Raw genomic sequence first — 22375 nt, forward strand, 5'->3', positions numbered from 1 at the left:
CGCCGCAGGCGGGGCAAAGCCTCTCGCCTCGCTCGCCGCGCGGCCTCCTCGCCGCAGGGCCCCCGGTACCTTTCAAATCGCGGTAAAGCGCGTTCCTCCCTGAGCGATCCCCTTCCCTAAGGGTGACGCTCGTCGGTCAAGGACGACGGCAAGTAAAGAAGGCCTTGTTAGGTATAAGAAAAGGTGAATGCTCCGCTACGACATTGGCCTCGCTGACGAAGTCTTGGTTAGGTATAAGAAAGGGTGAAAGCTCCGCGGTCAAGGAACGGTCCTCGCCGGATCGCCCCTTCCCCCCGCGACAGTCAGCAGGACCCTCTCGAACTCGGCCGCGGTCGCGTCCCAGTCGAACCTCTTGGAGAACCGCCTTGCCTCCATCCCCATCCTTTCGGCCAGCGAGCGATCCGATGAGAGGGCGGCCACCCTCTCGGAGAGGGCGCTCGCGTCTCCGAAGGGCACTAGGAAGCCGGTCCTCCCGTCCTCGACCACCTCCCTCATGGGCCCCTGGTCGTAGGCCACGGTCGGTGTGCCCGATGCCGCCGCCTCGACAACGACCAGCCCGAAGCCCTCAACGGATGAAGTCATGAGGAGGGCCCAGCTCTCCGCGTAAAGGCTGGCCTTTTCCTCCTCGCTTACCCAGCCCTTGAAATCCACGCGGTCCTCGGCCCCCAGCTCTTTGGCCAGCGCCCTCAAGCGCGAGACCTCGTCGGGGTCGCCTGCCCCTGCCACCGTAAGGCGGGCCCCCCTGACGGCGGATACCGCCCTGATCGCGTGGTCGGCGTTCTTGTACCTCTTTATCCTGCCGAGCCACAGGAAGGTCGGGGCATCCGCCTTCTTCCCAGGGGAGTACTTGGAGAGGTCAACGCCCTCGCTGATCACGGTGACCCTTTCCGGACTCACGCCCAGCTTTCTCACTAGGTCGGCCTTGCTGGCCTCCGAGACGGTTACGATCGAGCGGTAAAGCCTCACCCCCCTCTCGGCTTTTTTGGCTGCCCAGGAAATGGGAAAGGGGAGCTCGCGGTCAAGCACGCCCTGGTGGACGTGGTGGACGATGGCCACGACCGGCCTGCGCGCGAAGAGGTTGGAGAAGAACGGGACCGCGTGGGCCACGTCGTCGACGACCACGTCAGCGCGCGATGCCGCCGCGAAGATGGGGGACAGGGCGTGGAGGGTAAGGGGTCCGCCGTACCTCCTCACGCGGACCCCCTCGATGACCTCCTCGCGAGCTGAGCCGGGCCACCTCTCGCAGAGGAGCGTGACGGCGTGCCCCCTGGCCACAAGCCTCTTGCCCACCTCGATGAGGTGGACCTCCGCCCCTCCCGCGCGGGGGTGCTTTGGGTCCCTGTGGTTGATCCAGAGGACGTCGAGGGGGCGCCATTTGGGAGGCCCTTGGGAGGAGGTGGACATAACGCGGGAGGAGGGGCGCTTTTAGGGCTTGCGCGCGATTTGCTTAAATGTCTTTCCCGGATTACAGCGTGAGGCGAGTGAAGGTCTCAGTGGTCATACCTACGCTTAACGCGGCGTCGACGATCGAGAGGGCGCTGCTTTCCGTGAGGGCCTCGTCGTTGGGCTCTCAGGTAGAGGCGATCGTCGTGGACTCCCTCTCACCGGACGGGACGGCGGCGCTGGCCGAGAAGCACGCAACGGTCATAAGGGTTAAGGCGGGCAGGTTCGAGGCCCGCGCCATAGGGGCTAGGGAGGCGTCCGGGGAGTTCGTGATGAACATGGATGCCGACCAGGTTCTGGAGCCCACCGCTCTGGAGAGGGCTTACTCCTCCGGCTACCGCGCGGTTGCCTTTGAGGAGGTGGTGACGGGAAGGGGGATCGTGGCCGCCATGGACTCACTTGACAAGAGGGTCATAGGCTCACACGTGGCGGAGAACCTCGACCCGATTAAGGGCTCGATAAAGCCGAGGTTTTACGATAGAGGGGCCCTGATCAGGGCCTACGAGAGGGTGGGTGATCTAGGTAAGAGGCTGACCGCGTACGAGGACGCCGTGCTCTACTGGGAGGTGAGCCGCGAGGTCCCGACCGCAGGATACGTGGAGAGGGGGATCTACCACGCGGAGGACATGGGCCTGATCGAGTACGCCAGGAAGTGGGCGAGGTACGGGAGGAGCGCGAGGGCCCTCAAGGGCACGAAGTACGAGTTCTTCCTGAGAAACAGGGGGATGAGGATTGGGAGCGTGAGGGAGAGGGCACCGCTCATCGGCCTTGTGGCCCTGAAGGGGTTTTCTTTCGCGCTGGGCTATTACCTTGGGCGATGAAAAGCGCGGAGGTAGCGGACTTTAGCAGCGGTCTTGTGACGCCAAAAGGTTGCGCAACCGCAGAGCTCGGAAAGCGGAGAGAACGGAAGGGATTGAGGTAGGGATGAAGAAAGAACCGGGAGGAAAGGTTGGGCGCGAAAGGCGGCAAGGCCTTTTTCTTATGGCCCGCAGGATTGGCCTATATGAGACCCAGGTGGCCGAAAGGGCGCAGCGAAAGCTATTTTAGCGCCCATCGGAGTTACGCCATGAAAGCGCTTATTACGGGCATAACTAGCCTTTATCTGCACCCTAACGGACGAGATCTTTGGTGAAAGCGCTCATTACGGGCATAACCGGTCAGGACGGCTACTTCTTATCTCAGTTCCTCCTGTCAAAGGGCTATGAGGTATACGGCGTAGTGAGGAGGAACTCCTCGAGGAGCCGCGGGAACCTCTCCCTTCTCCCTGAGGGCTTGAGGGATCAGATAAGGCTCCTCGAGGGGGACGTTACGGACACGAACTTCATGAACAAAGCCCTTTCTGACGTTAAGCCCGACGAGCTCTACCACCTGGCGGCCCAGTCCTTTGTGGCCTACAGCCTCGCCGACCCCTCCTTCACCTACGACGTGAACATAGGGGGCACGCTGAACGCGGTCAACGCGGTGAGGGACTACTCCCCGCGCACGAGGCTCTACTACGCCGCCACGTCCGAGCTGTTCGGGAAGCCCGAGCAGGTCGCTCAGAACGAGCAGACCCCGTTTCGCCCGAGGAGCCCGTACGCCATCTCCAAGCTCGCTGGTTACTGGACCGTGAAGGTCTACAGGGAGGCATACGGCCTGTTCGCTTGCAACGGCATCCTCTTCAACCACGAGAGCGAGGTGAGGGGGCCAGAGTTCGTAACCAGGAAGATATCGCTGGGGGTGGCGAGGATCGCGAGGGGATCGAGGGAGCCCATAGTTTTAGGAAACCTCGGCGCGGTGAAGGACTGGGGGTACGCCAAGGACTACGTGGAGGGGATGTGGATGATGCTCCAGCAGGGGAAGCCGGACGACTACGTGCTGGGGACGGGGGAGGCGCACATGGTGAGGGAGTTCGCGACTGAGGCCTTCAGGGTGGCAGGGATCACGGTGAGGTGGGAGGGGGAGGGGCTTGACGAGGTAGGCCTATCGGAGGACGGCCGCGTTCTCGTTAGGGTCAGCAAGGAGTTCTTCAGGCCCCTTGAGGCGGACAACTTCGTTGCAGATTACTCGAAGGCCAAGGAGAAGCTGGGATGGAGGCCGAAGACGAGCTTCAAGGAGCTGGTGAAAATAATGGTCGAGCATGACATGAAGGCCGCGGCGCAAGGAAGGGCATAGGCTCGGAAAAGCACGAGCTCCCCCTTAGGGATGGCGCGAGCCTTATTATCGCTCACCTAGGTGAGCTAAATGAGGCCGAAAAAAGCCAACCGTGGCGATCATAAACTACATGGATATCCTCAACCCATTGAGCGGGAGAGCCGAGCGCTATTGCCATGAGATGGCTAAGAGGCTCGGGCGGACGGATACAACGTGGTTTTTATGAGCGCTGGATTCCTAGGGGGAAGAAGGAGGAGCGCTACGAGGGCTACGTCATTAGGTAACGTCAGGACCGTTTACTTCTTGGGGCTACTTGAGCTGCTCAGGGTGAAGGGGCTCGCGCTAATCTTTGAGTCGATAAACGCCATACCCTTTCTTTTCACCGTCCTCTTTCCGGTCAGGAAGGTTAGGATGGTCCACCGCGTGGTGACCTGCGATGCCATAAAGATGAGGGTAGGAAGCGGCGTCCTCTTGAGGGCTGTCAATTTTCTCCAGCTTTACGTGGCCCCGGCAATCTGTCGCTCGAAGGTCGTAACGAACGCAAATTCAACGGCGCGCGAGCTGCGCGCGCTGGGCTACGAGGACGTCAGCGTGGTGAGGACGGGCGTCAATTTCCCGGCGCGCAGCGCCATCGAGAACAAGGAGAAACTCGTCGTGATACCGATTTGCGCGTGGACGGGAGGTCGTTGCGACCGCGATCCAATACGTCGGCGCCCGGTTGCCAAGGGGTCAGGTGCTGTTTTCGCTCTCCGGCTCGGCGCTTGGGTTTGTTCCTGCGCGCGATGTCTCGCTCAGGCACACGAGGGATCCTTTACCAAATTGCATAAAATCGCGCGGCTGACCGATCCCCTTGTCGTCGCTTTGGGTTTAACTTACCACCGTTTACCGCCTTCCAAGCGGCCTGCACTCATCTAGCATCTTCTTTGCCTCCTCTATCCTAGCCTTCATGCCATCGAAGGCGTCCAGCAGCTTCTGGGAGTCTGGCAACAGCGGCTTCACTGAATAGCGGGCGTTCTTCTTGGCGGCACCGCCCCATATCCATGCAAATGCCTCCAAGTTTCTAACGAGGTTGGAGGCCTTAGTCGCGAAGTTGTGGTCACTGGCCTTGAGGAAGCAGGGCGTCGAGGATGGAAGGTGGGCCAGCTCGGAAATAATTGATGACCTCTGCCTCAGAAGGTAACGGGCGTAGTGCTCCATTATCACGAGTGCCGCGTAGTGCGCCAAATCCTCCTTGTTCACGGTTGAGGACGAGAACTTGCTCTTCTCGAGCGCCTTCAAGACCTCATCTGCCGTTGCCGCCACGTTGGGGACGAGCATGAATTCTGGCGGGTTGGTCCCCATCAGCCATGCCAATGCGCCGTTCCCCAAGATGTTGCCCAAAAGGGGATCGTTCCTCGCCGTCAGCACAAGCGAGATGGCGTCTTCATACTCCTCCATGTATCCCTGAAGCTTCTCGGCCCTTTCCTTCTCCGCTTTCAGCTCTTGCTCCAGCTCGGCATTGTCCTCCTGCAGCTGGGAGTTCCTCTGCTGCAGGTCTTCTTTCTCGTCGCTCAGTTGCTTTACCTTCACGTTCATCTCTTGTTTTAGCTCCTTAAGGTCCTGGTCGCGGCTTTGAAGGGCATTGCGCAGCTGCGCGTTCTTGGAGCTCAGCGCTTCCAACGTGGTTTTCAGCTCAGCGTTCTCAATTCTCAGCGTGGGGACTTTCATGCCCTCATCGACGAGCCCCTTCAGCTTATCGACGTACTTCTGCACCCAAGCCCTCAAGTCCTCGGAGCCGAGTGAGGCTACCCTTTTCAGCTCTTCCTCGTCCGCCACGAGACGCAGGAAGGAGTCGTAGAAGATCTTTCCCAGCGCCACGTAGTTGACGGCCCCGCCCCCTCCCGCCCCTTTATGAGCGCGGATGAGGTGGGACTTGTCGCCGTCCCTCACGAACCTAGCGGTCTCCGCGCTCTGCGGGAAGAAGGAGGCGTGCTCCCTCCTCACATATGGGTCGCGGAGCGAGTAGTTCAAGAGAAGGGCGCTGGCGAGGACGTTCACGGATTCCCTAGCTCTGCTCGCCCTCTCCCTCAGCCTGACGTAGGCCTCTTTGGGCAGGTCAATCGGGACGCTGTACTCCCTTGACGCGTACGATATCATCCTCCTTTCACGGGAAAGCAGGCCGCCGTCCGCTTCCTCGGATATGAGCCTCGCGAGGAGGTCGCGGAGGTAGGAGCGGAGGCTTAGGCGCTTCCCCTCGCCCGCCCCTTTTTCGTGGGGCGGCGCGCGCACCTCGGCCTCGAGCGCCTTCCTCACGTGCTCGGGAACGTACACGGAAACGGTCACGTTGGCGCCTTCAGCCATAAGAATGCCTGCGCTGGACTTTTAACGATATCTCGAATACTAGTAAACGCAAAACGAATATTAGCGAAAGTAAAAGGAATACTAGCCGAGGAAAAACGAACACTAGCGGAGAAAAAGGGCTTACGTGCGCACTTTTAACGATATCTTGAAGCCCTGCCTTATCGCAAGACGCGCCTTCCCAGTTTGGTTCCCCAGAGCGGTTTTGGCCGCGAGGAGGGCTTCCTCGCGCGGGCCAGGCGTGCGCCTGCTGGCTTCGCGAGAAGCGCGTCGGACTTTTCTCTTGCCAAGGGTGTCCCAAATTTCGGCTTTAGGGCCAATCGATGTTCTAGCGGCTTCCCGCAAGGGCAGGGGTTCCAACGCCACGAGGTCAGGGAGGGAAGGGAAACCCAGTCCGGGTTGTAGAAGCGCCTTGCGAAAGCGAGCTTAAGAACCTTTAAGAGAGCTTAAGAAAGCGGAGAAATTCTCGGATTTGCGGTCGACAACTTTTGAAAAATTTGAGTCCCGCGCCCGCTTTTCCGAGGTCATTCATGAAGGGATTCATGAGCTGTTTAAGAAAGTTTAAGCAATTTAAGGAAAGCCAGCGATCAAAAAATCTGCGTATAGGGTGGTGCATGCGCCCTTCCACGCTTGGCCTTTCTGCGGAAAATGGGGCCGCTGGCGGCTTATTCACGTTTATTCCCACCCAAGCAACCCTCCCAGCTCGCTCCCAGCTCGCGACGTAGCGCGGGGAAGAGACGTCAGCAGTTGACGTCTCCTTCCCTGTGAAGGCAGGTGTTACCTCCATACTCATAGTCACTGGCAAGGAAAACGCGGGAGCCTTCCTTGACCTCCTGGGCTCGGGGAAGGACTTCGGAGCCCGCTTTCAGTTCGCGCTCCAGGAGGAAGAAAGGATGAAATCAGGAGGTATCACGCGCTGGGATATAACATATGGAAGGAAAAGACTAGTTAAGGAAAGCGCTGAGCCATCGAGGGTTTTTGCGATGAAGAGGAAGTTCGGCGACGATACTACCTCTAGGAAGCTCCAAACGCTCACGGCAGAGCCCGTTCACAGGGCGTTGGTGTGAAACTGGGCAGCCTGCTACCTTGGGCGAGGCGCGAAATAAGAACGACATGAGACGAAAGATGGATTTATTGGACAGCGCGTTTTCTAGCGTACACCACCCTGAGTGGGGAGTCGGGTGAAAAAATCAGTAATTTCCCGTGGAGACTGATGAACCTTAACGCATTCCTTAAGGCAAACCATGAGCTCTTCGTTTCGGCGTCGAGCAGGGAAGGCATGTGCAGCAGCGCGTTCTTAGCGGTTCTCATTGCTAATTGATTGTTCCCGAAGTACTCCACTTTAAACCCGAGTTGCTCGAGATACGGCGGTATCTCCTTTGCGTTTTCGCCGTGCAGCTCCATCGCTATCTCCCTCACATGATTTATGTACTTCCCTTTCAGCGCGTACTTTTCAGCTCCCTCGATGTCCATCTTGACCACGCTCACGCTGCGCCCAAGCTCGGCCAGCATGTCATCAACTGTTACGGCTTCCACGACGACCCCTTCGCTGGCTATATGGGATGCGAATCCCTCATCGGCCAGCTTTAGCATTCCGGGCTCCTTCCAGAGCGCCTTGTTGACGAGGGTGACGTTCTTCAAGCCGTTTGCCTCGACGTTTTTCTTCAGCAGTTCGAAGTTCCTGGGAATCGGTTCCACCGCTATGACCTCCCTTGCCTTTTTCGCGGCCTTCACCGTGAAGTCCCCGACGTACGCTCCCGCATCGAGCACCACGTCAGAGGGCCTGATCTTAAGTGAGTCGTACTCGCCCGCTAGATACCTCTCGTAAAGCATCAACTCGCCACCCCTCGGTATGTACAGGGTGAGCTGGCCCCAGTGGTATTTCTGCGGTGTTTCGGGCTTTTGCACGCGGTGATACGTCTTGCGATTAAAAAGGTTTCGGTATGAATAGATTGTTGCATAATTCCAGAGAGAACTTTCAACACGTAAGATAAGTAGTGGTTAGAGCCACAAGGTTATGGCGACTAGGAGCTCTAACCACTGGGATACCTCTGCGGATAAGGGAAATAAGCCTAGCCCCAGACGTGATTGGCACTCCTAGGACGAGGAACTAGTTATCAGGGGCGAGTTCCTTCTCGATGTCAGGATCTTCAAGCACTGGAAGAGGGATCTGAGAAAAGCAAACAGGAATAAGAGGGAAAGGCCCTATCTCTTCCCCGCCTCTTTTGCAAGGTGGCAGGCGGTATGGCCAAGGTTGACTACCGCGGGTTAGAGGGCATAGCCCGCGCTTTGAGGGCTTTTCGCCTGATCCCCAGGGCTGACGACTACACGACCGCGTGGAGGGGGATATCCAACCTGGTACCCGAAAAGCTGCCAAGCGCCAACGAACTTGAAATCGCTGCCGACGGCACCGGGTTGAAACTGGAAGCGCTGGCAAGTACCTGACCTACAGGTACGGAAGGCCGGGAAAGCAGAAAAAGCACGTAGTCCTGATAATCACGGTGGACGTTAGGCGCAGGAAGCTGCTGGCCGTTGACGCTTACGTCGAGGGAAGAGGCCATTCGGAGGCGAAGACGGCCGTGAAGATGCTCGCCGGTGTCAGGGAGAAGGGGAAGAGGGTAAAGAGGTTCTACGGCAAAAACTTACGATGCCAACCTTGTCTTCTCTTCCTTAAGGGACGCAGATAGCGCCGTGAAGATTAGGGAAAACGCGACCACTTACCGTTCCCGCGGCTCTAAAAGGAGGAGGGATGAGATCAGGAGGTACCGCGCGCTTGGCTACAAGAGGTGGAAGGACGAAACGGATTACGGAAGGAGATGGGCGGTTGAGGGCTTCTTTCGGATGAAGAGGAAGTTCGGCGACGATACTACCTCTAGGAAGCCCCAAACGCTCACCGCGGAAGCAGTTCAGAGGGTCTGATAACGACGCCATGGCATGCTACGCTAGGGCAAGGGCGCTCGATGTCGCGGCTGCTATTCTCTCATGACGGTAGCCCCTTCCGTGATCTGTCATATGGAAGTGTATGAAACTGAGGACCGTCTTGATCTCTTCTTCGGTTCTATCGCTTTTGTATTATCTGCCCGTGAGCTCGATGCTAAAAAGCCCCTCTTATCACTTGTTTGCCGTTTCGCTTGGCGGCTGCTGACCATTTGCTGCGCCTGCACCGGTGCTAGTTCCGACACCAGCATTAGGGCCCTGAGCGGTCGGAGCGGCCTGAGCGAAGGGAGCCAGAATCGGGTTATTGACAGCGGAATACGCTGTTGACACGAGCGTCATTTTCATCATCTCCTCCCTGGGCACGAATTTAAGGGCATAGGCGAACCAGGCCTGCGTCTCGCCGAGCTTCTGCTTCAGGGCGTCGATCCAGATGTCCCGGAGCGCCACGCGGGCCTCGGCATCCCTCCTTTTCTGTCTCTCCTCAAGGAGCGCCGTGGCGTCCCTCTTCAGGTCCACAAACGCGTGGAAGACGTCAGTCGCCCAGTCCACGAACTCACCAGCGCTCTTGAAGCCGCTGAGGGTCTTTTCTATGTCGTTATCGGAGCTCGCGAGCTGTAGGGCCAGCATCGCGGTCCTCTTCCCCAGCTCTTGAGTGGCTTCCTGCCACCACGCCGCGTTGGTGACGATTGTATCCCTCAACGGAGAGCCGGCCGTCGGGGCGGAGATGTAGTTCAGATCTTTCTCGATATCCCTCTTCCCCATCTCTTCTCTCTTTTTCGGGGCCCTACCCCTTACCTCTTCTTCCGCTTCGTCTGCCTTGCGCTGGATAACCCCCTTTTCTTCGAGCTCCTTGGCGATGCGGGATACCAAGGATTTGGACACTCCGGCCCTCCTCGCCACCTCGGATATGCTGGCGTTTGGGTTTTTGACCAAGAGTTGTGCAACTTTTTTAGAACGAGTGCTTTTTTCCCTTTTAGGCATGAGATATGTTCGGCGCTCGCTTTTAAGCCTATTTTTCTGAAGTGAACGTTCACATCGCGTTCACACCCCCTCAGTAATCCCTCATAGGGCGTTTTAACTCTCTCGGTGAACGTTCACCGAACGCGCCAATGCCCTCAGCAAACCGTTCACATTTTCCTCATTAAACTCGGGTGTGAACGCTCGCGTAGGTGTTAACCTTTCACTAAACGTTCACAATTTTCCTCATGAAAATTGGCCTGTGAACGCGCTGTGAACGGAGGGTGTTTACATGATATAGCACGAGATACTGATGCTACTTGACGGGCCATTTGCACATGCAAAGCTGCAAACTCCCGCCGCCAAAAAATTGTGAACGCGACGTTCACGCGTTTGCTTTCTAGGGGCAAGTTATTTGAGAGGTCTGCTGAGTAGATCTCGGTTCTTGGGCCAATATGGTGAAGGCTTGCGCAAAAGCCTGCCGTACAATCGACCTCACTGGATAAAGCTCACGGAATTCTAACGGTCAGCGCTTCTTCTGATAAAAATGAGACAAAGGACCACACGGAGATCGGGGATCCTTCTATGTTGCTGTATTTTGGCAAATCTATGAGCGAATTCTTAAGAGGCTTCCGAAGCATGCAGTAAAGCAGTATTTACGCTTTTATCGAGCAAGGGAATCTCTAGTTTTAAGATCGAGCCCTAATTTTCGGGCGGCTCGGTGCGTTGAAGGATAACCTGCCACGCTAAGTCTGGGTTTCGGCATTCAGTCTTATGAAGCTGGCATCAGTACGGAGACCTGGCGATCTATGGCCGAAAACTCATCCCTTTATGAGGAGCCTTCGGGTAGAAGGGCAACCCATTAGCCAACGGCTTTATAAATGTCGGGCATATGCCATTATGGGGTTCGTCGAACAGCTTACAAGGTACAGGAAGGCTTACTCTAACTGGCCCTCGGTCATGTGGTCTATGCGCACGGGCAAGAAGACCATAAGGGCTAAGCTCAGGGATGGTCTTGAGTTGGAGGCCACGCCATTCGAAACACTCACGATTTCTAAGCTGGCGGGAGCTGGAGCTCACGTAAAGGCAATATCGAACGACTGTATTCAGTTCGAGTATGATGGGAAGCTATTCTACCTTTACGGATGGCAGTACGGCGACGTTCGCAGCGCTTTCTCAGATTTCGATTGGCTCGACGTGAAAGGCAAGCGCGTACTTGACGTTGGAGCCAGCATAGGCGACTCCGCGCTGGCGTTCGCTCTGAGGGGAGCGAAGCAGGTCGTGGCCTTTGAGCCTTACCCCTTCCCGTACGCCCTTGCAGTAAAGAACGTGGAGGTTAATGGCCTGAAAAACGTGAAGGTTGTCAACGGTGCCGTGGGCGGAAATGATCGTTCGATAATGGTGACGACCGGCGAGACCACTAGGGGACGACCTCAAGCCCTCTCAGGAGGGCGTGGAGGTCCCCGTTTATTCGCTCGACCACGTCCTCGAGGAGTACGGCCCCTTCGACGTCCTGAAGATGGACTGCGAGGGCTGCGAGTACGACGCCCTTGCCAACAGCCGCAGGATAGGCGAGGTGAGTCAGGTGATGCTTGAGTACCACTACGGGCCCAAGAGGGTGGTGGAGGCCCTGAGGAGGGCTGGCTTTCAAGTGAGGGCGGACAAGCCCCACAGGTCTTATAACCCGCGTGCCGCCGACCCGAACATGCTCTTAGGTTACGCCTACGCCTGGAAGCGACCCTTGTCTTAGCTTTAATGCCTCTTCCACCTTGAGTCGGTCGATTTAAAGATCCTCAGGCGCCGCGCAAGGGTTAAAAGTCCTCGCCCCTTACCCTTATAAAGGGAGTAGTCCTCGCGGGCGGCAAGGGCACGATTCTCCAAAAGATCTTAATTCTTACGTTTCTACCTTGGGCATAGGAGGTCGAAGCGCACTAAAGCATGGCGCTCAAAACTTAATAGGCAACCCGTTTAGAAAGTGATTACAGGTGGCAGGTTCGAAAACTAAGGCCTTTATTTTCCTTTGGCCTTTAGCGGAGTTCGCTGACGTTCACTGGAAAAGAGAGCTAGGAGGGATTCTTCAGGGATTTGCTCGGTTGGATTACCGCGTTTCCATCTTGGTCGATGAGATGTCCTTATAGGTTTTTCCCATGCCCTTGAAGGTTTACCAAGTAGGCGCGCCTCCTCACCTTTTTTGGCTTTCTGGGATGGTCGATAAGTCGCCGTGTGCGCGACAGCGCCTCCCTGCTATGCGTACTGAAGGCAGAAAGACCGGACGTAGTTTTCCAGATGGGTAGTTCTCCGTTTTGGCTGCCAGTGCTGGTCTCATACAAGTTGGCGAAGCCGCGCGCGAAGCTTGTGCTTAAGCTTGACTTGAACCCTGAGTGGGAAGGCGCAGGGCCAGGCTCCCTCCCAGTTTGGATGCGTCCGGTCTTTAAGTTAAACATTTTCTTGTCTAGCTTCCTCTACGATCTCATTGTGGTAGAAACCCCCTGCGGTTATCGCTCGTTGCTTAAGTGATGGCTTCCACTTCCCTATAGGTTACGCGTCGTACCCAACGGCTACGCGTCTTTGCCTAAGGCGAAAGAAGCTTCACGTAAAAAGGGAAAAGTGGTGCTGAGTGTCGCTAGGATATCGCGCCAGAAGCGGCTCGACGTGCTCATATGCGCCTTTCATGCTGCTTGCGCCGAATTTCCAGACTGGGAGCTGAGGATCGTGGGCCCTGTTTATGATCAGGGCTACTTTGATGAGCTGAAGCGTCTTGTGACTCGGCTGGGCTTGATCGGTCGTGTCCATTTTGTCGGCCCGGTCTCTGAAGATGAGCTGGAGGCTGAATACGATCGCGCGTCTATATTCGCGCTTACTTCCGATTGGGAAGGCTCTTCAATCGCTAGGGTGGAGGCTATGGCGCACGGCCTGCCCCTCTTGACATCTGAGGCTGGTTGCGGCTCCCAGTACGCGTCCTTGGGGTCTGTGGTGGTACCCGTTGGCGACGTCGAGGCGGCCTCCGCTGGCCTGAAAAAGCTGATGGGCGACGCAAAGCTGAGAGAAGAGATAGCCCGCGCGCAGCTCGCGGCCGTCCTTACCTGGGATCAGGTTGCCGCCAGAATCGAGAAGCTCCTAGCTTGACGAGGAGAACTTTGTGCCTTAGCTGAAACCTTTAGTTTTTCAGCTTTTTCTGGTGGATAACCATGAGGATTGATACGCAAGGCACGTGCTTTCTGCTTTATATTTTATACGACGCGCAGATGCGTCTCTCCTGATCTTGATATTTCACGCGAATGTTTTTATTGTGGTATGTTATTTCTTTCGTGTATTTCCCTCGCATCTCTGTCATAGTGACGGCCTACGACCGGAAGAAGTACCTTTTGGGCGCCGTCAAGTCGGCCCTTAACCAGACCCTTTCCCGCGACCTCTACGAGGTGATCGTGGTGAAGAACTTCCGCGACGACTTCATAGACTCGAAGCTGGGGGAGTGGGGGGTGACGAACCTCTACTCCGAGAGCGTCGGCTTCGGGGCCATGGTCTACGAGGCCCTTCAGGTTGATAGAGGTGACGTCATCTCCTTCCTTGATGATGATGAGTTCCTTTCAGGAAAGCTCAAGGCCGTCTACGAGGCCTTTCAGCGCGGCGCGGACTACTACCACAACGGCCGTCTCGTGATCAACGAGTCTGGAGCCAAACTAAGAAAGGAAGGGGAAAGCGCGCTAATAAGCGGAGAAGAGGCGAAGAGGAGCTGGATGCGCTGGCTGCTTTTTCACGCGGCTTTCCATAACAACTCGTCCGTCAGCGTCAGACGGCGCCTTTTGGGAAAAGAGCTTAAGAAAATCGATTTAAGCCTCGACGCCTATTGCTTCGTCGCGTCTCTGCTCAAGGGCGATGTGATCGTTGATGATCCCAGACCCCTGACCCTTTTTAGAGTTCACGGGGATCACGTGGGCGTGGACTTGCGCTCCCGTGAAATAAATGAGGCGAAGCTGAGCGAGGCAGGTAAGAGGCACCTACAAGATGCCTTTTACCTGTACGGCTTGCCCGCGAGACGCCATATGAAAAAGTCGTCAAGTATTTTTTCATAAACGAGAAGATGGCATGGCTTTCTAGGCCAAGGCGCACCCAGCTCGGCGATCCTATTTTTGATCGGCTTTCCATAAAAGACGTGGCGGCCTGGGTGAGCTACATGCCCTACATGAGTGGTCACCTTACGCATTTTTGGGCGCAGCTCCTCCTTCCGCTCTTGCCGTCGTGGGTGAGGGAGATCGGGGCGAGCTTTTCGTTCAAGTTCTTCGCGAAGGAAGCCTATCGTTGACTAAAAGGAACGATTTCAATTAATCCAACAGACTAAATAATCCGCTTCATTATATATAAATCATAATCGAATTAAATGAAATGACATATCTAGCTAAAATTAGTTTAATCTGCACGTGCCGCCTTTCCAGCAAACTTCCCTCTCGATCAACGTAAATAATTAACGCTTCTTTACCGAAGGAACTTGAAACCAAACAAGAAGGGGAAACGTCTTAGGTCGCTCTTAGGAGCGGGAGCAACGACGTAAGGAAGAATCGTTCAGGCCGCAATTGGCAAAGGGCGAAAATAGGACATGGTAGGCGCTAAATAGGGTGATTTCTACTCGCGAAGGCGATTTCGGTAAGGAGGAAGGCCAAGAAACGGCAAGCTCCTACAGCGTAAGGCTGTTCAGAGCACCTAGGCTAACGGCGCCATAACCCGCTGACCAAAACAAGGCTACGAGAAGTCAGGGGTAGAAAGCGGGGGCAGGGGGGAAGCTCATTACATTGGATTCATGAGGATAATCGCCCATGGGCGCAAACTTATATGGCGCGCCTTGCTTTTAATCGAGAAAGCATGGGCTCCGCGCGGCTAAGCGACTTACTTGTGATATTGCTGTTCGGGGCTCTGGCCCTGCCCGTGATCTCGTGGTTCAATTGCGGCCACGGCCTCATCTATATGACGGATTCTAATTTCCCCCTCTTTCCCAGGGAAGATTTAACATCTCTACTTCACGCGTGGGCTTGGTATGGGTACGGGGGTTACTTCACTTACGCTAACTGTATGCTTCCCTATTACGCCCTGGTTTTTGTCCTCAACTCATTGGCTGGCTTTTCGGTAGCAGAGATGTCGATCTGGTACTTGACCTTCGCCGCGAGCGGGCTGTCCATGTACCTCTTCCCGACGGAGTTCCTCCCGCGCGGGAGGGCTGGCACCGTCGGGGCGGCCATCTCGGGGATCTCCTACACGTACTCCACGTACTGGCTTTTCGAGACTTGACGGATCCAATGCCTTCATACGTCTTTTACGCGCTCATGCCGCTCGCGGCCCTCATCTTTTACAGGGGATTGGAGCTGTCGGCTACTAAGGTCTTTTCGGTATACGACTTGGCCTTTGCCGCCGTTGTCATGGCCCTTCTGCCAGCTTTCCCCTCCCCCTACTTGGTCGTTTTCGTTTCCCTCTTGGCGGCCTTTTATCTTTTCAATCTTTCAGTAAAGGATGGTTACGATTTCTGTGGTATTCCTTCAATGCCTTCTTGCACAGGAAAAAGTATCTATTGGTAGCTGAAAGGTCGCTTGGGGTTGCAGCAAGGGCTTGGCGCGCTGACTCATAGGTCTCCAGCCCGAACAAGTTTATGTAGTTTCCTTTAAGGAAAGCCAGCCTGGATACAGGCAACAATTTTATGTCCCTAAGAGCGTTAGCAACTAAAAAGAGATAATAAATATTGACACTGATGAAAGTCGAGGGTTTTGCCCTTGCCTTAAAAAGGTCTATCATCGTAAGTAACCACGACCCGGCGTCGTAGATTAGCTCGTATAGAAGCAAGCAGAAGTTGTTCCTACCTGGGTCGCAAAGTCTAATTGAGTAAACCAAATTTTTTTGGCGTACTAGGTCTTCTCCACTGTCATCGTACATCGGTGACTTCAAAGACGAAAGCGTTAACAGCTTGTACGGGATACCCAATGAAGAGTAAAGCGAGTATTTCCACATCTTTTTGAGCCACTGCGCGAAGCCTAGGGGATCTTGCCTGTGCTCTACATACATTTGGGAGTCGATGTCCTCGAAGCGTTCCGCGGTGAAGAAGTGCTCGTGTATCATGCCCGTCGGGCGTACGGCTCTCTTATCGAAGAACATTATCACCTTTTGAACACCAGTTCCCTCAGGAGTTACGTTAACGCGGTTCACACGGTACAACCTGGTTTTTCCTTGCGTGATCAGCTCTCTAAGGCCGTGCAGGAGTGCGGCAGAAGGGACGTAATCATCCTCCAGGTACAAGATCCAATTGTGACTGGCAGAAGTTAGGGCAACCTCCACGTATAACGTTGCGATGCCAAGGTCTGGCAGGTCCAGCACCTTTGCGAAGGGCAATTGCCTCTTGATCAGCTGGAACGCGTCAGCTGGACCTGTGTGCAGTACAAGGACTTCGTCCACGAACTCTTTCACTTTTTTTGCCAAAGTTATTACTCTTTCAGGGTGATTATAAGACATCACAACGGCTGAAATGCAGAAGTCTTCCGCCAAGCGCTTCAGCCCTCCGAACTGTTGATGAACTCGTATATGTAGATGTCTCCATAGTGGGCGGCGAGCCTGAAGTAAGCGCTGTTGGACATGAAGCTCAACGCTCCATTGAGATACGGATAACCCATAACGCTGTCGTCGACCACCACGTATTGGACGTGATATTTGGAAATAAATGCGAGCGGGACTTGACCTTGGTATAGAGACTGTACTATTTCGGCTGACACGTACCACGGCAAGTAGTTGAACTTTATCCCATACAGGCCACCAAGATATCCCGGGATGTTCGATAGGAAGCATCCTCTCCACGCTGGCGTGCCATAAACTGGGAACCAGGCATACGTAGAGTTGGCGTGCTCCGCCATGAAGTTGAATGCCTGTCTGTAGTAACTCGGTATTGGGGTTGGATTTATGATAGCGGAATACGCGTAGAGCTGGATGTAGCCGTAATTTATCATGATGGGTATCGATATCACGATGGCCACGGCCAACGCAACTTTCAACTCTTTCTTAGTGGGGTTATGTCCGGATTCGCGCTCGCCAAGCGTTAAGAAAAGCGTCAAAACCCCCAAAAAGAGGATGGGAAAGACTGAAGCCAGATCGGGTAACGAGTCCTGAAAAGAAAACAGTAACGAGTTAGGCAGGTACCTAGCCAAGAAGTATAACAGCGAAGAAAGAACGTTATCGGCATGGAAACCGTTGAGAAACAGCACCAGTACTAGATCGGTAGCGCACAAAGCAAGGGCTAATTTCCGGGAGGTCGCGTTACCCTTCGACAGCATATAGAAGGCCCCAAGCCAGAATACCATAGAAAAAGGAACGTAGGCTGGTACCGATGAGGGGATGGATAAGCTGTGCGCGAGAATGTAAGAAGACCTGCTGATGTCTATTGCTCCGTATGAGTCAGTGAGTGCGCTGAAAACACCCGGTCCCCAGAAATAATCCTTGGAGGTGGGGATCAGCGACTGTGAGGCACCGAAGTAGTTGATCGCTGATAAGGCGTAATAGATGAGAAAATAGAAGAATGAAACAGCGGCCGAAGCCACGAACACCAATGTCACCTTTACGGCGTGCCTTACACCTCTACACGAGAGTAGCTCGACGATAAAGGCCGATAGCATTAGCAGGCCCATGGCGACCACCATAGGGGGCGAAGAGGAAACAAAAGCGCCAAGAGCGGCTATTACCGCCAGCTTCTTCACAAGCTCGCGAACTGAGCGCTCGGCGTTAAATATGAGGCTCAAAACATAAGCTCCGAGGAGAGGCGCGATCACTTGAGGCATCTCGAACTGGTACGAGAAGTAGTTCAAGAAGCCTCCTACGATATAAGTGTTGAAGGAGTACGCTAGTGATATGAAGTAAAAAGCCGACTCAAGCCAAAAGGATTTCATCAAAGGGAAGTTTTTCCTCAACACGCGCGTGGAGGCGTAAGCGGACAGATACGAGGCGTACTGGTAAAAGAATATAGAGGCTTTCCAAGCGCCTATCTTATTGGGAAATACACTATAAATTAGTTCTTGGGGGATCATGCTCGTGCCAAAGAAGAAACCCCAAGGTCCGCGCGAAAGAGCAATGTATGAAGAAATCGGTAAAGCAAAACCACCGTTATCCATGAAGCCTGCGTAGCCAGGCTTCAAGAGGTAGCTGAGAAGCAGGAGCGTCAATGAAACCGGGATGATGAAGTGCAGGGTAACTTCCAAAGCCAACACGCAGTAACGCCCTGCGCGAGAACCACTTTTAGTGAAGCCTGTGAGCCTCCAGATCAGCGATGAACCGAGCATTCTCTTGATCACCGCGCGGTCGCCTCCGCGGCCGATCTCATCGAGCCCTCGAACTCGCTAACGAACCTATTGATGGAGAACCTTTCCCTCAGCGAGGCATACCCCTTGACCACTTCGTCCCCATCCTCGATGGTCCTCGAGAGCGCTTCGGCAAGAGCGGCCGGGTCGAACGGGTCGCTCACGAAGTGCCCAACGGGTAATATCTCGTTCATGGGAGGCCTGTCCGTGGCCACCACCGGCTTCCCCGTTTGTTCGCGTATAGCCCGCGCCGAGTGTATCAGGTCCTGCTGCGACAGGAAGACGGCGTCGGCGTCGCCCCCCATGGCCCTGACGCGGCCAGCTATCTGCCTTCCCATGGCCCCAGAGTAGAACTTGAGTAGCCCCTGCAGTGGCCCTGAGCTGACCGACATGTGCTCCGTCTTCCCGTGTGGGCTCAGTGGGTACAGTGACGGCTCGCTCCGCCCAAAGAGCGACACGTTGAGCAGGTCGTAGCTGAAATGGCTGTACTTCATTATGAGCTTCACGTAGTTACCGACCCCGCTCCTTGAAGGGCTTATGTTGACCAGCAGGACTTTCATGCGTTAACAGGGCATGGTCTTATTAAACCTTTATCCATCTTTGCGCGTTATCGAAAAATCGTGACGTTTTCGCTTTACGTTAGCGAGGAAAGCCCTGGCTGCAGGGCAGTCCTCGGCAAGCGCGTTAAGAATCAGCGCTTTTTTTTACCCCTTTGGCTTCCGCATTTGCTTTTCCGCAGGAGGTGCCTCGGAGAATCAGCACCGGGTTCTTTTTCGATTTTCGGGCGGTCGCCTTTTTAAGTGCCGCAAGCCACTTCGCCCATATCCGTTCGGCCGTGGTCCCGCTATCTTTCGGCGCGGCCGGCTGGCCAGCGCGAACTCCGCCTCGGCCATCGCCCTCCCGACTGGCAGGCGCAGCAGGGCTGAAAGCGCCATCGCGCGAACGCCGAGGGAGTCCAGAGGGCTGGCCGCCGTGTGCAACAAGAGGTAGGCTAGGTCCTGCCTTTTTAAGGTCTCCGCGCGCTCGCCGACCAGCGGGCAGAAAAGGGACCCCACAAGCGCCGACCTGAGGAGAAGGGGCCTGACCAACCCCTCGAACTCCCTTCCGGCCAGCTCCTCAAGTACCTCATAGCTGGCCACGAACTTCTTGCTGGAGCTGCACCTCTTGCCCGCGTAAGCCCTTAACGACGTGGAGTCCACGAAGCTCTGCTGCCCGTGAACCCTGAAGGCCGTCAGAGGCCTTGGGTCGTAGACGAGGTCCTTCCCGCTCTTCAGCGCCGCAAGGAAGTAAAGCAGGTCAACGGCCAGCCATAGTTTTCCCACGACATCCCGATTCACGGCCTCAAGAGCTTCTCTCCTGATCGACATGGAGCTGCTGTTGACCCCCATACCGAGCTGCACCGCCCTATTGGCTGCCCCGCGGGGACCGAGCGTGGCGGGTGGGTGAGGTTTCTCGGCACTCAGCGCCCTGCCCCTCGCGTCGACGAAGACACGGCGGTTCCTGTGGAAGACCACGCCGTCTGAGAAAGCGCTCTCCACGGCCTCGAGCTTTCTTGGAAGGAACTCGTCGTCGTCGTCGAGGAAGGATATGATCTCACCCCTGCACCTACCGAGGGCGACCAGCAGGTGCTGCCCCTGAAAGGGGCTTTCGCTGTGGAGAAGCGTTACCCCTTCGCTTTCCATCTCCTCGTCCATGGCCCTGTCCTCGAAGTTCTTGACGACGATCACCTCGTAGCGATCGCGGGGGAGGGTCTGGTTGAGGGCTGACCTCACGGCGCGTGGCAAAAACTCCCTGCGGTTGTAGGCCGTCACTATCACCGAGATGCGTGGGGGCATGGGGCTAGAGGGTCAACGCTTAAAAGGGTGAGGTGAGCGGTGGCGGCAAGGTCTTGCGAGCTTAACGCAAGTTCGGCTTACGCGGCGCGGCGGCCCGCGGGTCGATTAGGAAGTTTGGTTTATTTCATCTGATGGCAGTAGGCGCGAAGAGACAGGGCGGCGTAGAAGGACTCGAGCGACCATGTCTCCTTTCCCTTTTCCCTCAGCTCCTCAAGAAAGCGGGGATCAGGGGTGAAGTGGTCCTCGATTGCCCTCTTCCCCCTCCCGACCACGAAGCAGAACTCCCTTATCCCCACCGAGTGGAGCTGCTCGAACACGAGCTGGAGCAGGGGCTTCACCGAAAGGGATCCGGAGGGCGAGGGGGAGAAAAGCGGGAGCATCTCCTTCGGCATCTCCTTGGTTACGCTGAGCAGCCGGGTGCCGAGCCCGGCCGCCGTTATGACAGCCTTCTCAACGCGCTGCTGCACGCCGCATCGCATATAGGGAAGGAGGGCTTATGAGCTTTGCCTCTTCTGTTGGGGTTCTGTTGCGGGTCGCTGTTTCGGCCTGCTTCCCCTCTCTTCCATACGGCCGCCCGTCCTCTCTCTCCCGAGCCGCCGCTGCCATCGCCAACGCTTATTAGCGTCCTCCTGATCTTGGCATGCGCCCCTTTGCCGACCATCCCTCGCGCCACCGCTTCGCGTCGTCAGCGCCTAACCCCTCCTCGTCCGCTCCCTCAGGGCCGAGCCATCCAATCCTGCTGGCCCTCCTCGTGGCGCTTCTGATCTCTTTGCCGATCTCCTCCTCCTTCGCCTACTACGCCTTCGCAACGTCCCCGGCCTACTCGGCGGCCAAGGCCTTCCCCTTTCCCTCCTCTTCCTTCTCCGTCTCCCCCTCTTATCTCTCATCTGATTACGACCACGGCATCCTCTCCTTCATAGCCAACTCGGCCTTGAACGCCTCGCTTGCAGCTCCCTCTTCCCTTCCGTCATTGCCCGCCTCCTCAACGGCCGAGGTCAACTTCTCGATCTACTGGGGCTACCTCTTCCGCTGGAACTTTTCCGTCTCGCCGGGCTACGTTAACGGGTCGAGGGTTTTCGTTTACGTAGTCCCTTCAAGCGGCGCCCCCTCCACCTCTGGCGCCCTAATCGCCGGAGGGAAGAGGGTGGGAGAGGTCAACGGCTCGGCTCTGTTCTACTTCCTCTTCTCCAAGGGGGAGGTAAAGCTCGTGGAGGGTAACTCAACCCTCGCAGCTTGGCGCGCCCCGGCTTTCACCCCTTCTCCCTCGGTCGCCGGGAGGGCGGAGAGGGGAGCCATGGTCCTCTTGGAGCTGAACTACGCCAGCGTGAAGGAGCAGGCCTCGCTTTACCCCGGGAGGGTGGCTAGGGCGGAGAGGTGGTTCGCCTACTCCTTTGCGGGCTCTTACGCGCTGGTCGCGGCAGCGGTGGTCGAGAGGAGGAGGGTGACGGTAGCGGCTAAAAGGGCGGGGGTGCTGGCGAAGAGGGATCCGGCCTCGCCCATCGCGGGCGCAGCGGTGGCGCTTATCGTGGCTGCTGCCGTCGCCTTCTCCCTCGGGGACGAGGCCTTGGCCAACTCCTTCTCCGTTTACGCCTACTTCGCCCTGGTGGCGGCGGTCGCCGCTGCCGTCGCGAGGGCATGGGTCGAGGACAGGAGAAAAAAGGACGACAACGAAAAAGCGGATAAAAACAGATCGGAATGAAAACCGGAAAAAGTGAGGTACCCTCTAGGCGTTACGTAGCTCTTTACCTCGGGCTTTTACGATGATTTACAAAAAAGTTTAAGTAGCTCGGACGGATTGCGTTAGAAAGAAGAATGCGCTCAAAGAGTAAGGGTATTTCTCCCATAATAGCCACCGTGCTGCTCATAGCCATAACCATAGCCGCCGGGCTCGCGATCTACGGATGGGTGTCTGGCCTCATAGGATCTGGAACGAGCACGCACATGCCTACCTCGGAGTCGGCCACCATAACGATACTTGACGTTACCAACACCGCTGCGACGCTGCAGATAACGAATGGAGGCCAGTTCCCGATTTCGATATCGAATAGCGCTGTCGTGGTAACCGCGGCTGGGTCTAGCACCCCAAGTGGTAAGGTTACGGTTTCGTCGAACACGATTCCTGCCGATGGCACTATCACGGTGATCATAACGGGCCTCAGCCCTGATACCACGTATACGGTCACCCTGACAGGCCTGAACGACAGCCAGGGCAACCCGGTGATCTCGGGCTCGATAAGCTTCACCACGTCGTAGCCGCCTTAATCCTATTTTTGCGTTTTTTCTTTTCTTTGGCGCCTGCGGTTTACTGCGATCACGTTCTTTTCTCGCTTCGCCCCTCGATAGACGGCTTTTTGATGCGCTTCAGCTCCTCCGCTTGCTTTGCCGGGTTCATGGATCGGGCTGCTCTCCGCGTTG

26 protein-coding genes and 1 pseudogene are annotated in these 22375 nt (G+C 56.1%); 18 read left to right on the forward strand and 9 right to left on the reverse strand.

What is annotated here, in order from left to right:
• Window positions 1–258: 258 nt before the first annotated feature.
• Complete coding sequence (locus tag PRZ02_RS02305; RefSeq protein WP_449464229.1) at window positions 259–1404, reverse strand: glycosyltransferase family 4 protein; 1146 nt, start codon at window positions 1402–1404, stop codon at window positions 259–261.
• 77 nt (window positions 1405–1481) lie between these two features.
• Between PRZ02_RS02305 and PRZ02_RS02310 the strand changes: the two genes are divergently transcribed.
• The 3 genes from PRZ02_RS02310 to PRZ02_RS02320 all read left to right on the forward strand — a co-directional run bounded on the left by PRZ02_RS02310 (window position 1482) and on the right by PRZ02_RS02320 (window position 4491).
• Window positions 1482–2264, forward strand: a complete 783-nt coding sequence (locus tag PRZ02_RS02310) for a glycosyltransferase family 2 protein (protein WP_449464230.1) — start codon at window positions 1482–1484, stop codon at window positions 2262–2264.
• A 304-nt stretch (window positions 2265–2568) separates the two neighbouring features.
• Window positions 2569–3597, forward strand: coding sequence for a GDP-mannose 4,6-dehydratase (locus PRZ02_RS02315; protein WP_449464231.1), 1029 nt, complete (start codon window positions 2569–2571; stop codon window positions 3595–3597).
• Window positions 3598–3798: 201 nt separating this feature from the next.
• Complete coding sequence (locus tag PRZ02_RS02320; protein WP_449464232.1) at window positions 3799–4491, forward strand: hypothetical protein; 693 nt, start codon at window positions 3799–3801, stop codon at window positions 4489–4491.
• On the opposite strand, the gene PRZ02_RS02325 is transcribed toward PRZ02_RS02320, so the two are convergent.
• Window positions 4459–5916, reverse strand: a complete 1458-nt coding sequence (locus PRZ02_RS02325) for a hypothetical protein (protein ID WP_449464233.1) — start codon at window positions 5914–5916, stop codon at window positions 4459–4461. The two genes, PRZ02_RS02320 and PRZ02_RS02325, sit on opposite strands and share 33 nt — an antisense overlap.
• A 183-nt stretch (window positions 5917–6099) precedes the next feature.
• Here PRZ02_RS02325 and PRZ02_RS02330 point away from each other — a divergent pair, with 183 nt between their 5' ends.
• Window positions 6100–6318: a hypothetical protein gene (locus PRZ02_RS02330; protein ID WP_449464234.1), complete on the forward strand. Its 219-nt coding sequence runs from the start codon at window positions 6100–6102 to the stop codon at window positions 6316–6318.
• A gap of 359 nt (window positions 6319–6677) precedes the next feature.
• Window positions 6678–6980 carry a hypothetical protein gene (locus tag PRZ02_RS02335; protein ID WP_449464235.1) on the forward strand — a complete coding sequence of 101 codons (303 nt, stop codon included), beginning with the start codon at window positions 6678–6680 and terminating at the stop codon, window positions 6978–6980.
• 64 nt (window positions 6981–7044) lie between these two features.
• Here PRZ02_RS02335 and PRZ02_RS02340 read toward each other — a convergent pair whose 3' ends face one another.
• On the reverse strand, window positions 7045–7821 hold the full coding sequence (locus PRZ02_RS02340; protein ID WP_449464236.1) for an FkbM family methyltransferase: 777 nt from the start codon (window positions 7819–7821) through the stop codon (window positions 7045–7047).
• Window positions 7822–8157: 336 nt separating this feature from the next.
• On the opposite strand from PRZ02_RS02340, the gene PRZ02_RS02345 reads away from it, so the two are divergent.
• The 3 genes from PRZ02_RS02345 to PRZ02_RS02355 are packed head-to-tail and all read left to right on the forward strand — an operon-like array spanning window position 8158 to window position 8832.
• Window positions 8158–8358: a hypothetical protein gene (locus PRZ02_RS02345; protein WP_449464237.1), complete on the forward strand. Its 201-nt coding sequence runs from the start codon at window positions 8158–8160 to the stop codon at window positions 8356–8358.
• A 56-nt stretch (window positions 8359–8414) separates the two neighbouring features.
• Complete coding sequence (locus PRZ02_RS02350) at window positions 8415–8600, forward strand: hypothetical protein (protein ID WP_449464238.1); 186 nt, start codon at window positions 8415–8417, stop codon at window positions 8598–8600.
• A gap of 4 nt (window positions 8601–8604) precedes the next feature.
• On the forward strand, window positions 8605–8832 hold the full coding sequence (locus tag PRZ02_RS02355) for a hypothetical protein (protein ID WP_449464239.1): 228 nt from the start codon (window positions 8605–8607) through the stop codon (window positions 8830–8832).
• Window positions 8833–9024: 192 nt separating this feature from the next.
• On the opposite strand, the gene PRZ02_RS02360 is transcribed toward PRZ02_RS02355, so the two are convergent.
• A complete protein-coding gene (locus PRZ02_RS02360) occupies window positions 9025–9831 on the reverse strand; it encodes a MarR family transcriptional regulator (RefSeq protein WP_449464240.1) in 807 nt (268 codons plus the stop codon).
• 945 nt (window positions 9832–10776) lie between these two features.
• Between PRZ02_RS02360 and PRZ02_RS02365 the strand changes: the two are divergent.
• The 8 genes and pseudogenes from PRZ02_RS02365 to PRZ02_RS02400 all read left to right on the forward strand — a co-directional run.
• Window positions 10777–11211: pseudogene (locus tag PRZ02_RS02365) on the forward strand (FkbM family methyltransferase); the annotation flags it as partial.
• Between the two features lie 49 nt (window positions 11212–11260).
• On the forward strand, window positions 11261–11557 hold the full coding sequence (locus PRZ02_RS02370; protein ID WP_449464241.1) for an FkbM family methyltransferase: 297 nt from the start codon (window positions 11261–11263) through the stop codon (window positions 11555–11557).
• A 235-nt stretch (window positions 11558–11792) separates the two neighbouring features.
• A complete protein-coding gene (locus PRZ02_RS02375; RefSeq protein ID WP_449464242.1) occupies window positions 11793–11945 on the forward strand; it encodes a hypothetical protein in 153 nt (50 codons plus the stop codon).
• An 85-nt stretch (window positions 11946–12030) separates the two neighbouring features.
• Window positions 12031–12324: a hypothetical protein gene (locus PRZ02_RS02380; RefSeq protein WP_449464243.1), complete on the forward strand. Its 294-nt coding sequence runs from the start codon at window positions 12031–12033 to the stop codon at window positions 12322–12324.
• A 51-nt stretch (window positions 12325–12375) separates the two neighbouring features.
• Window positions 12376–12933, forward strand: coding sequence for a glycosyltransferase family 4 protein (locus PRZ02_RS02385; protein ID WP_449464244.1), 558 nt, complete (start codon window positions 12376–12378; stop codon window positions 12931–12933).
• 182 nt (window positions 12934–13115) lie between these two features.
• The gene (locus PRZ02_RS02390; protein ID WP_449464245.1) at window positions 13116–13880 is read left to right on the forward strand and encodes a glycosyltransferase family 2 protein; all 765 of its coding nucleotides are present in this window, start codon (window positions 13116–13118) and stop codon (window positions 13878–13880) included.
• A gap of 8 nt (window positions 13881–13888) precedes the next feature.
• Complete coding sequence (locus tag PRZ02_RS02395) at window positions 13889–14110, forward strand: hypothetical protein (RefSeq protein ID WP_449464246.1); 222 nt, start codon at window positions 13889–13891, stop codon at window positions 14108–14110.
• Between the two features lie 554 nt (window positions 14111–14664).
• Window positions 14665–15087, forward strand: coding sequence for a hypothetical protein (locus PRZ02_RS02400; protein ID WP_449464247.1), 423 nt, complete (start codon window positions 14665–14667; stop codon window positions 15085–15087).
• Window positions 15088–15288: 201 nt separating this feature from the next.
• Here the strand turns inward: PRZ02_RS02400 and PRZ02_RS02405 are convergent, their stop codons facing one another.
• From PRZ02_RS02405 to PRZ02_RS02425, 5 genes are all read right to left on the reverse strand, one after another.
• Window positions 15289–16263, reverse strand: a complete 975-nt coding sequence (locus PRZ02_RS02405; RefSeq protein ID WP_449464248.1) for a hypothetical protein — start codon at window positions 16261–16263, stop codon at window positions 15289–15291.
• Between the two features lie 71 nt (window positions 16264–16334).
• Entirely contained in the window at window positions 16335–18119 is a 1785-nt protein-coding gene (locus PRZ02_RS02410) for a hypothetical protein (RefSeq protein WP_449464249.1), read from the reverse strand.
• Window positions 18116–18685 (reverse strand): glycosyltransferase, encoded by a 570-nt coding sequence (locus PRZ02_RS02415; RefSeq protein ID WP_449464250.1) that lies wholly within the window; start codon window positions 18683–18685, stop codon window positions 18116–18118. The genes PRZ02_RS02410 and PRZ02_RS02415 overlap by 4 nt, the downstream gene beginning before the upstream one ends.
• Window positions 18686–18880: 195 nt before the next feature.
• Window positions 18881–19960 carry a glycosyltransferase family 2 protein gene (locus tag PRZ02_RS02420; protein WP_449464251.1) on the reverse strand — a complete coding sequence of 360 codons (1080 nt, stop codon included), beginning with the start codon at window positions 19958–19960 and terminating at the stop codon, window positions 18881–18883.
• Between the two features lie 119 nt (window positions 19961–20079).
• Window positions 20080–20427: a sugar phosphate nucleotidyltransferase gene (locus PRZ02_RS02425; RefSeq protein ID WP_449464252.1), complete on the reverse strand. Its 348-nt coding sequence runs from the start codon at window positions 20425–20427 to the stop codon at window positions 20080–20082.
• A gap of 173 nt (window positions 20428–20600) precedes the next feature.
• On the opposite strand from PRZ02_RS02425, the gene PRZ02_RS02430 reads away from it, so the two are divergent.
• Window positions 20601–21659 (forward strand): hypothetical protein, encoded by a 1059-nt coding sequence (locus tag PRZ02_RS02430; RefSeq protein ID WP_449464253.1) that lies wholly within the window; start codon window positions 20601–20603, stop codon window positions 21657–21659.
• A 113-nt stretch (window positions 21660–21772) separates the two neighbouring features.
• A complete protein-coding gene (locus PRZ02_RS02435; RefSeq protein ID WP_449464254.1) occupies window positions 21773–22213 on the forward strand; it encodes an archaellin/type IV pilin N-terminal domain-containing protein in 441 nt (146 codons plus the stop codon).
• Window positions 22214–22375: the final 162 nt, after the last annotated feature.

The sequence above is a fragment of the Tardisphaera saccharovorans genome, from assembly GCF_046635845.1.
Lineage (GTDB): Archaea > Thermoproteota > Thermoprotei_A > Marsarchaeales > UBA168 > UBA168.

Coding starts and splice junctions, on each gene's coding strand:
- PRZ02_RS02415 (WP_449464250.1), bottom strand. CDS start 18,685: ATGAAAGTCCTGCTGGTCAACATAAGCCCTTCAAGGAGCGGGGTCGGT.
- PRZ02_RS02430 (WP_449464253.1), top strand. CDS start 20,601: ATGCGCCCCTTTGCCGACCATCCCTCGCGCCACCGCTTCGCGTCGTCA.
- PRZ02_RS02360 (WP_449464240.1), bottom strand. CDS start 9,831: ATGCCTAAAAGGGAAAAAAGCACTCGTTCTAAAAAAGTTGCACAACTC.
- PRZ02_RS02395 (WP_449464246.1), top strand. CDS start 13,889: ATGGCATGGCTTTCTAGGCCAAGGCGCACCCAGCTCGGCGATCCTATT.
- PRZ02_RS02345 (WP_449464237.1), top strand. CDS start 8,158: ATGGCCAAGGTTGACTACCGCGGGTTAGAGGGCATAGCCCGCGCTTTG.
- PRZ02_RS02305 (WP_449464229.1), bottom strand. CDS start 1,404: ATGTCCACCTCCTCCCAAGGGCCTCCCAAATGGCGCCCCCTCGACGTC.
- PRZ02_RS02400 (WP_449464247.1), top strand. CDS start 14,665: ATGGGCTCCGCGCGGCTAAGCGACTTACTTGTGATATTGCTGTTCGGG.
- PRZ02_RS02320 (WP_449464232.1), top strand. CDS start 3,799: ATGAGCGCTGGATTCCTAGGGGGAAGAAGGAGGAGCGCTACGAGGGCT.
- PRZ02_RS02325 (WP_449464233.1), bottom strand. CDS start 5,916: ATGGCTGAAGGCGCCAACGTGACCGTTTCCGTGTACGTTCCCGAGCAC.
- PRZ02_RS02420 (WP_449464251.1), bottom strand. CDS start 19,960: ATGCCCCCACGCATCTCGGTGATAGTGACGGCCTACAACCGCAGGGAG.
- PRZ02_RS02435 (WP_449464254.1), top strand. CDS start 21,773: ATGCGCTCAAAGAGTAAGGGTATTTCTCCCATAATAGCCACCGTGCTG.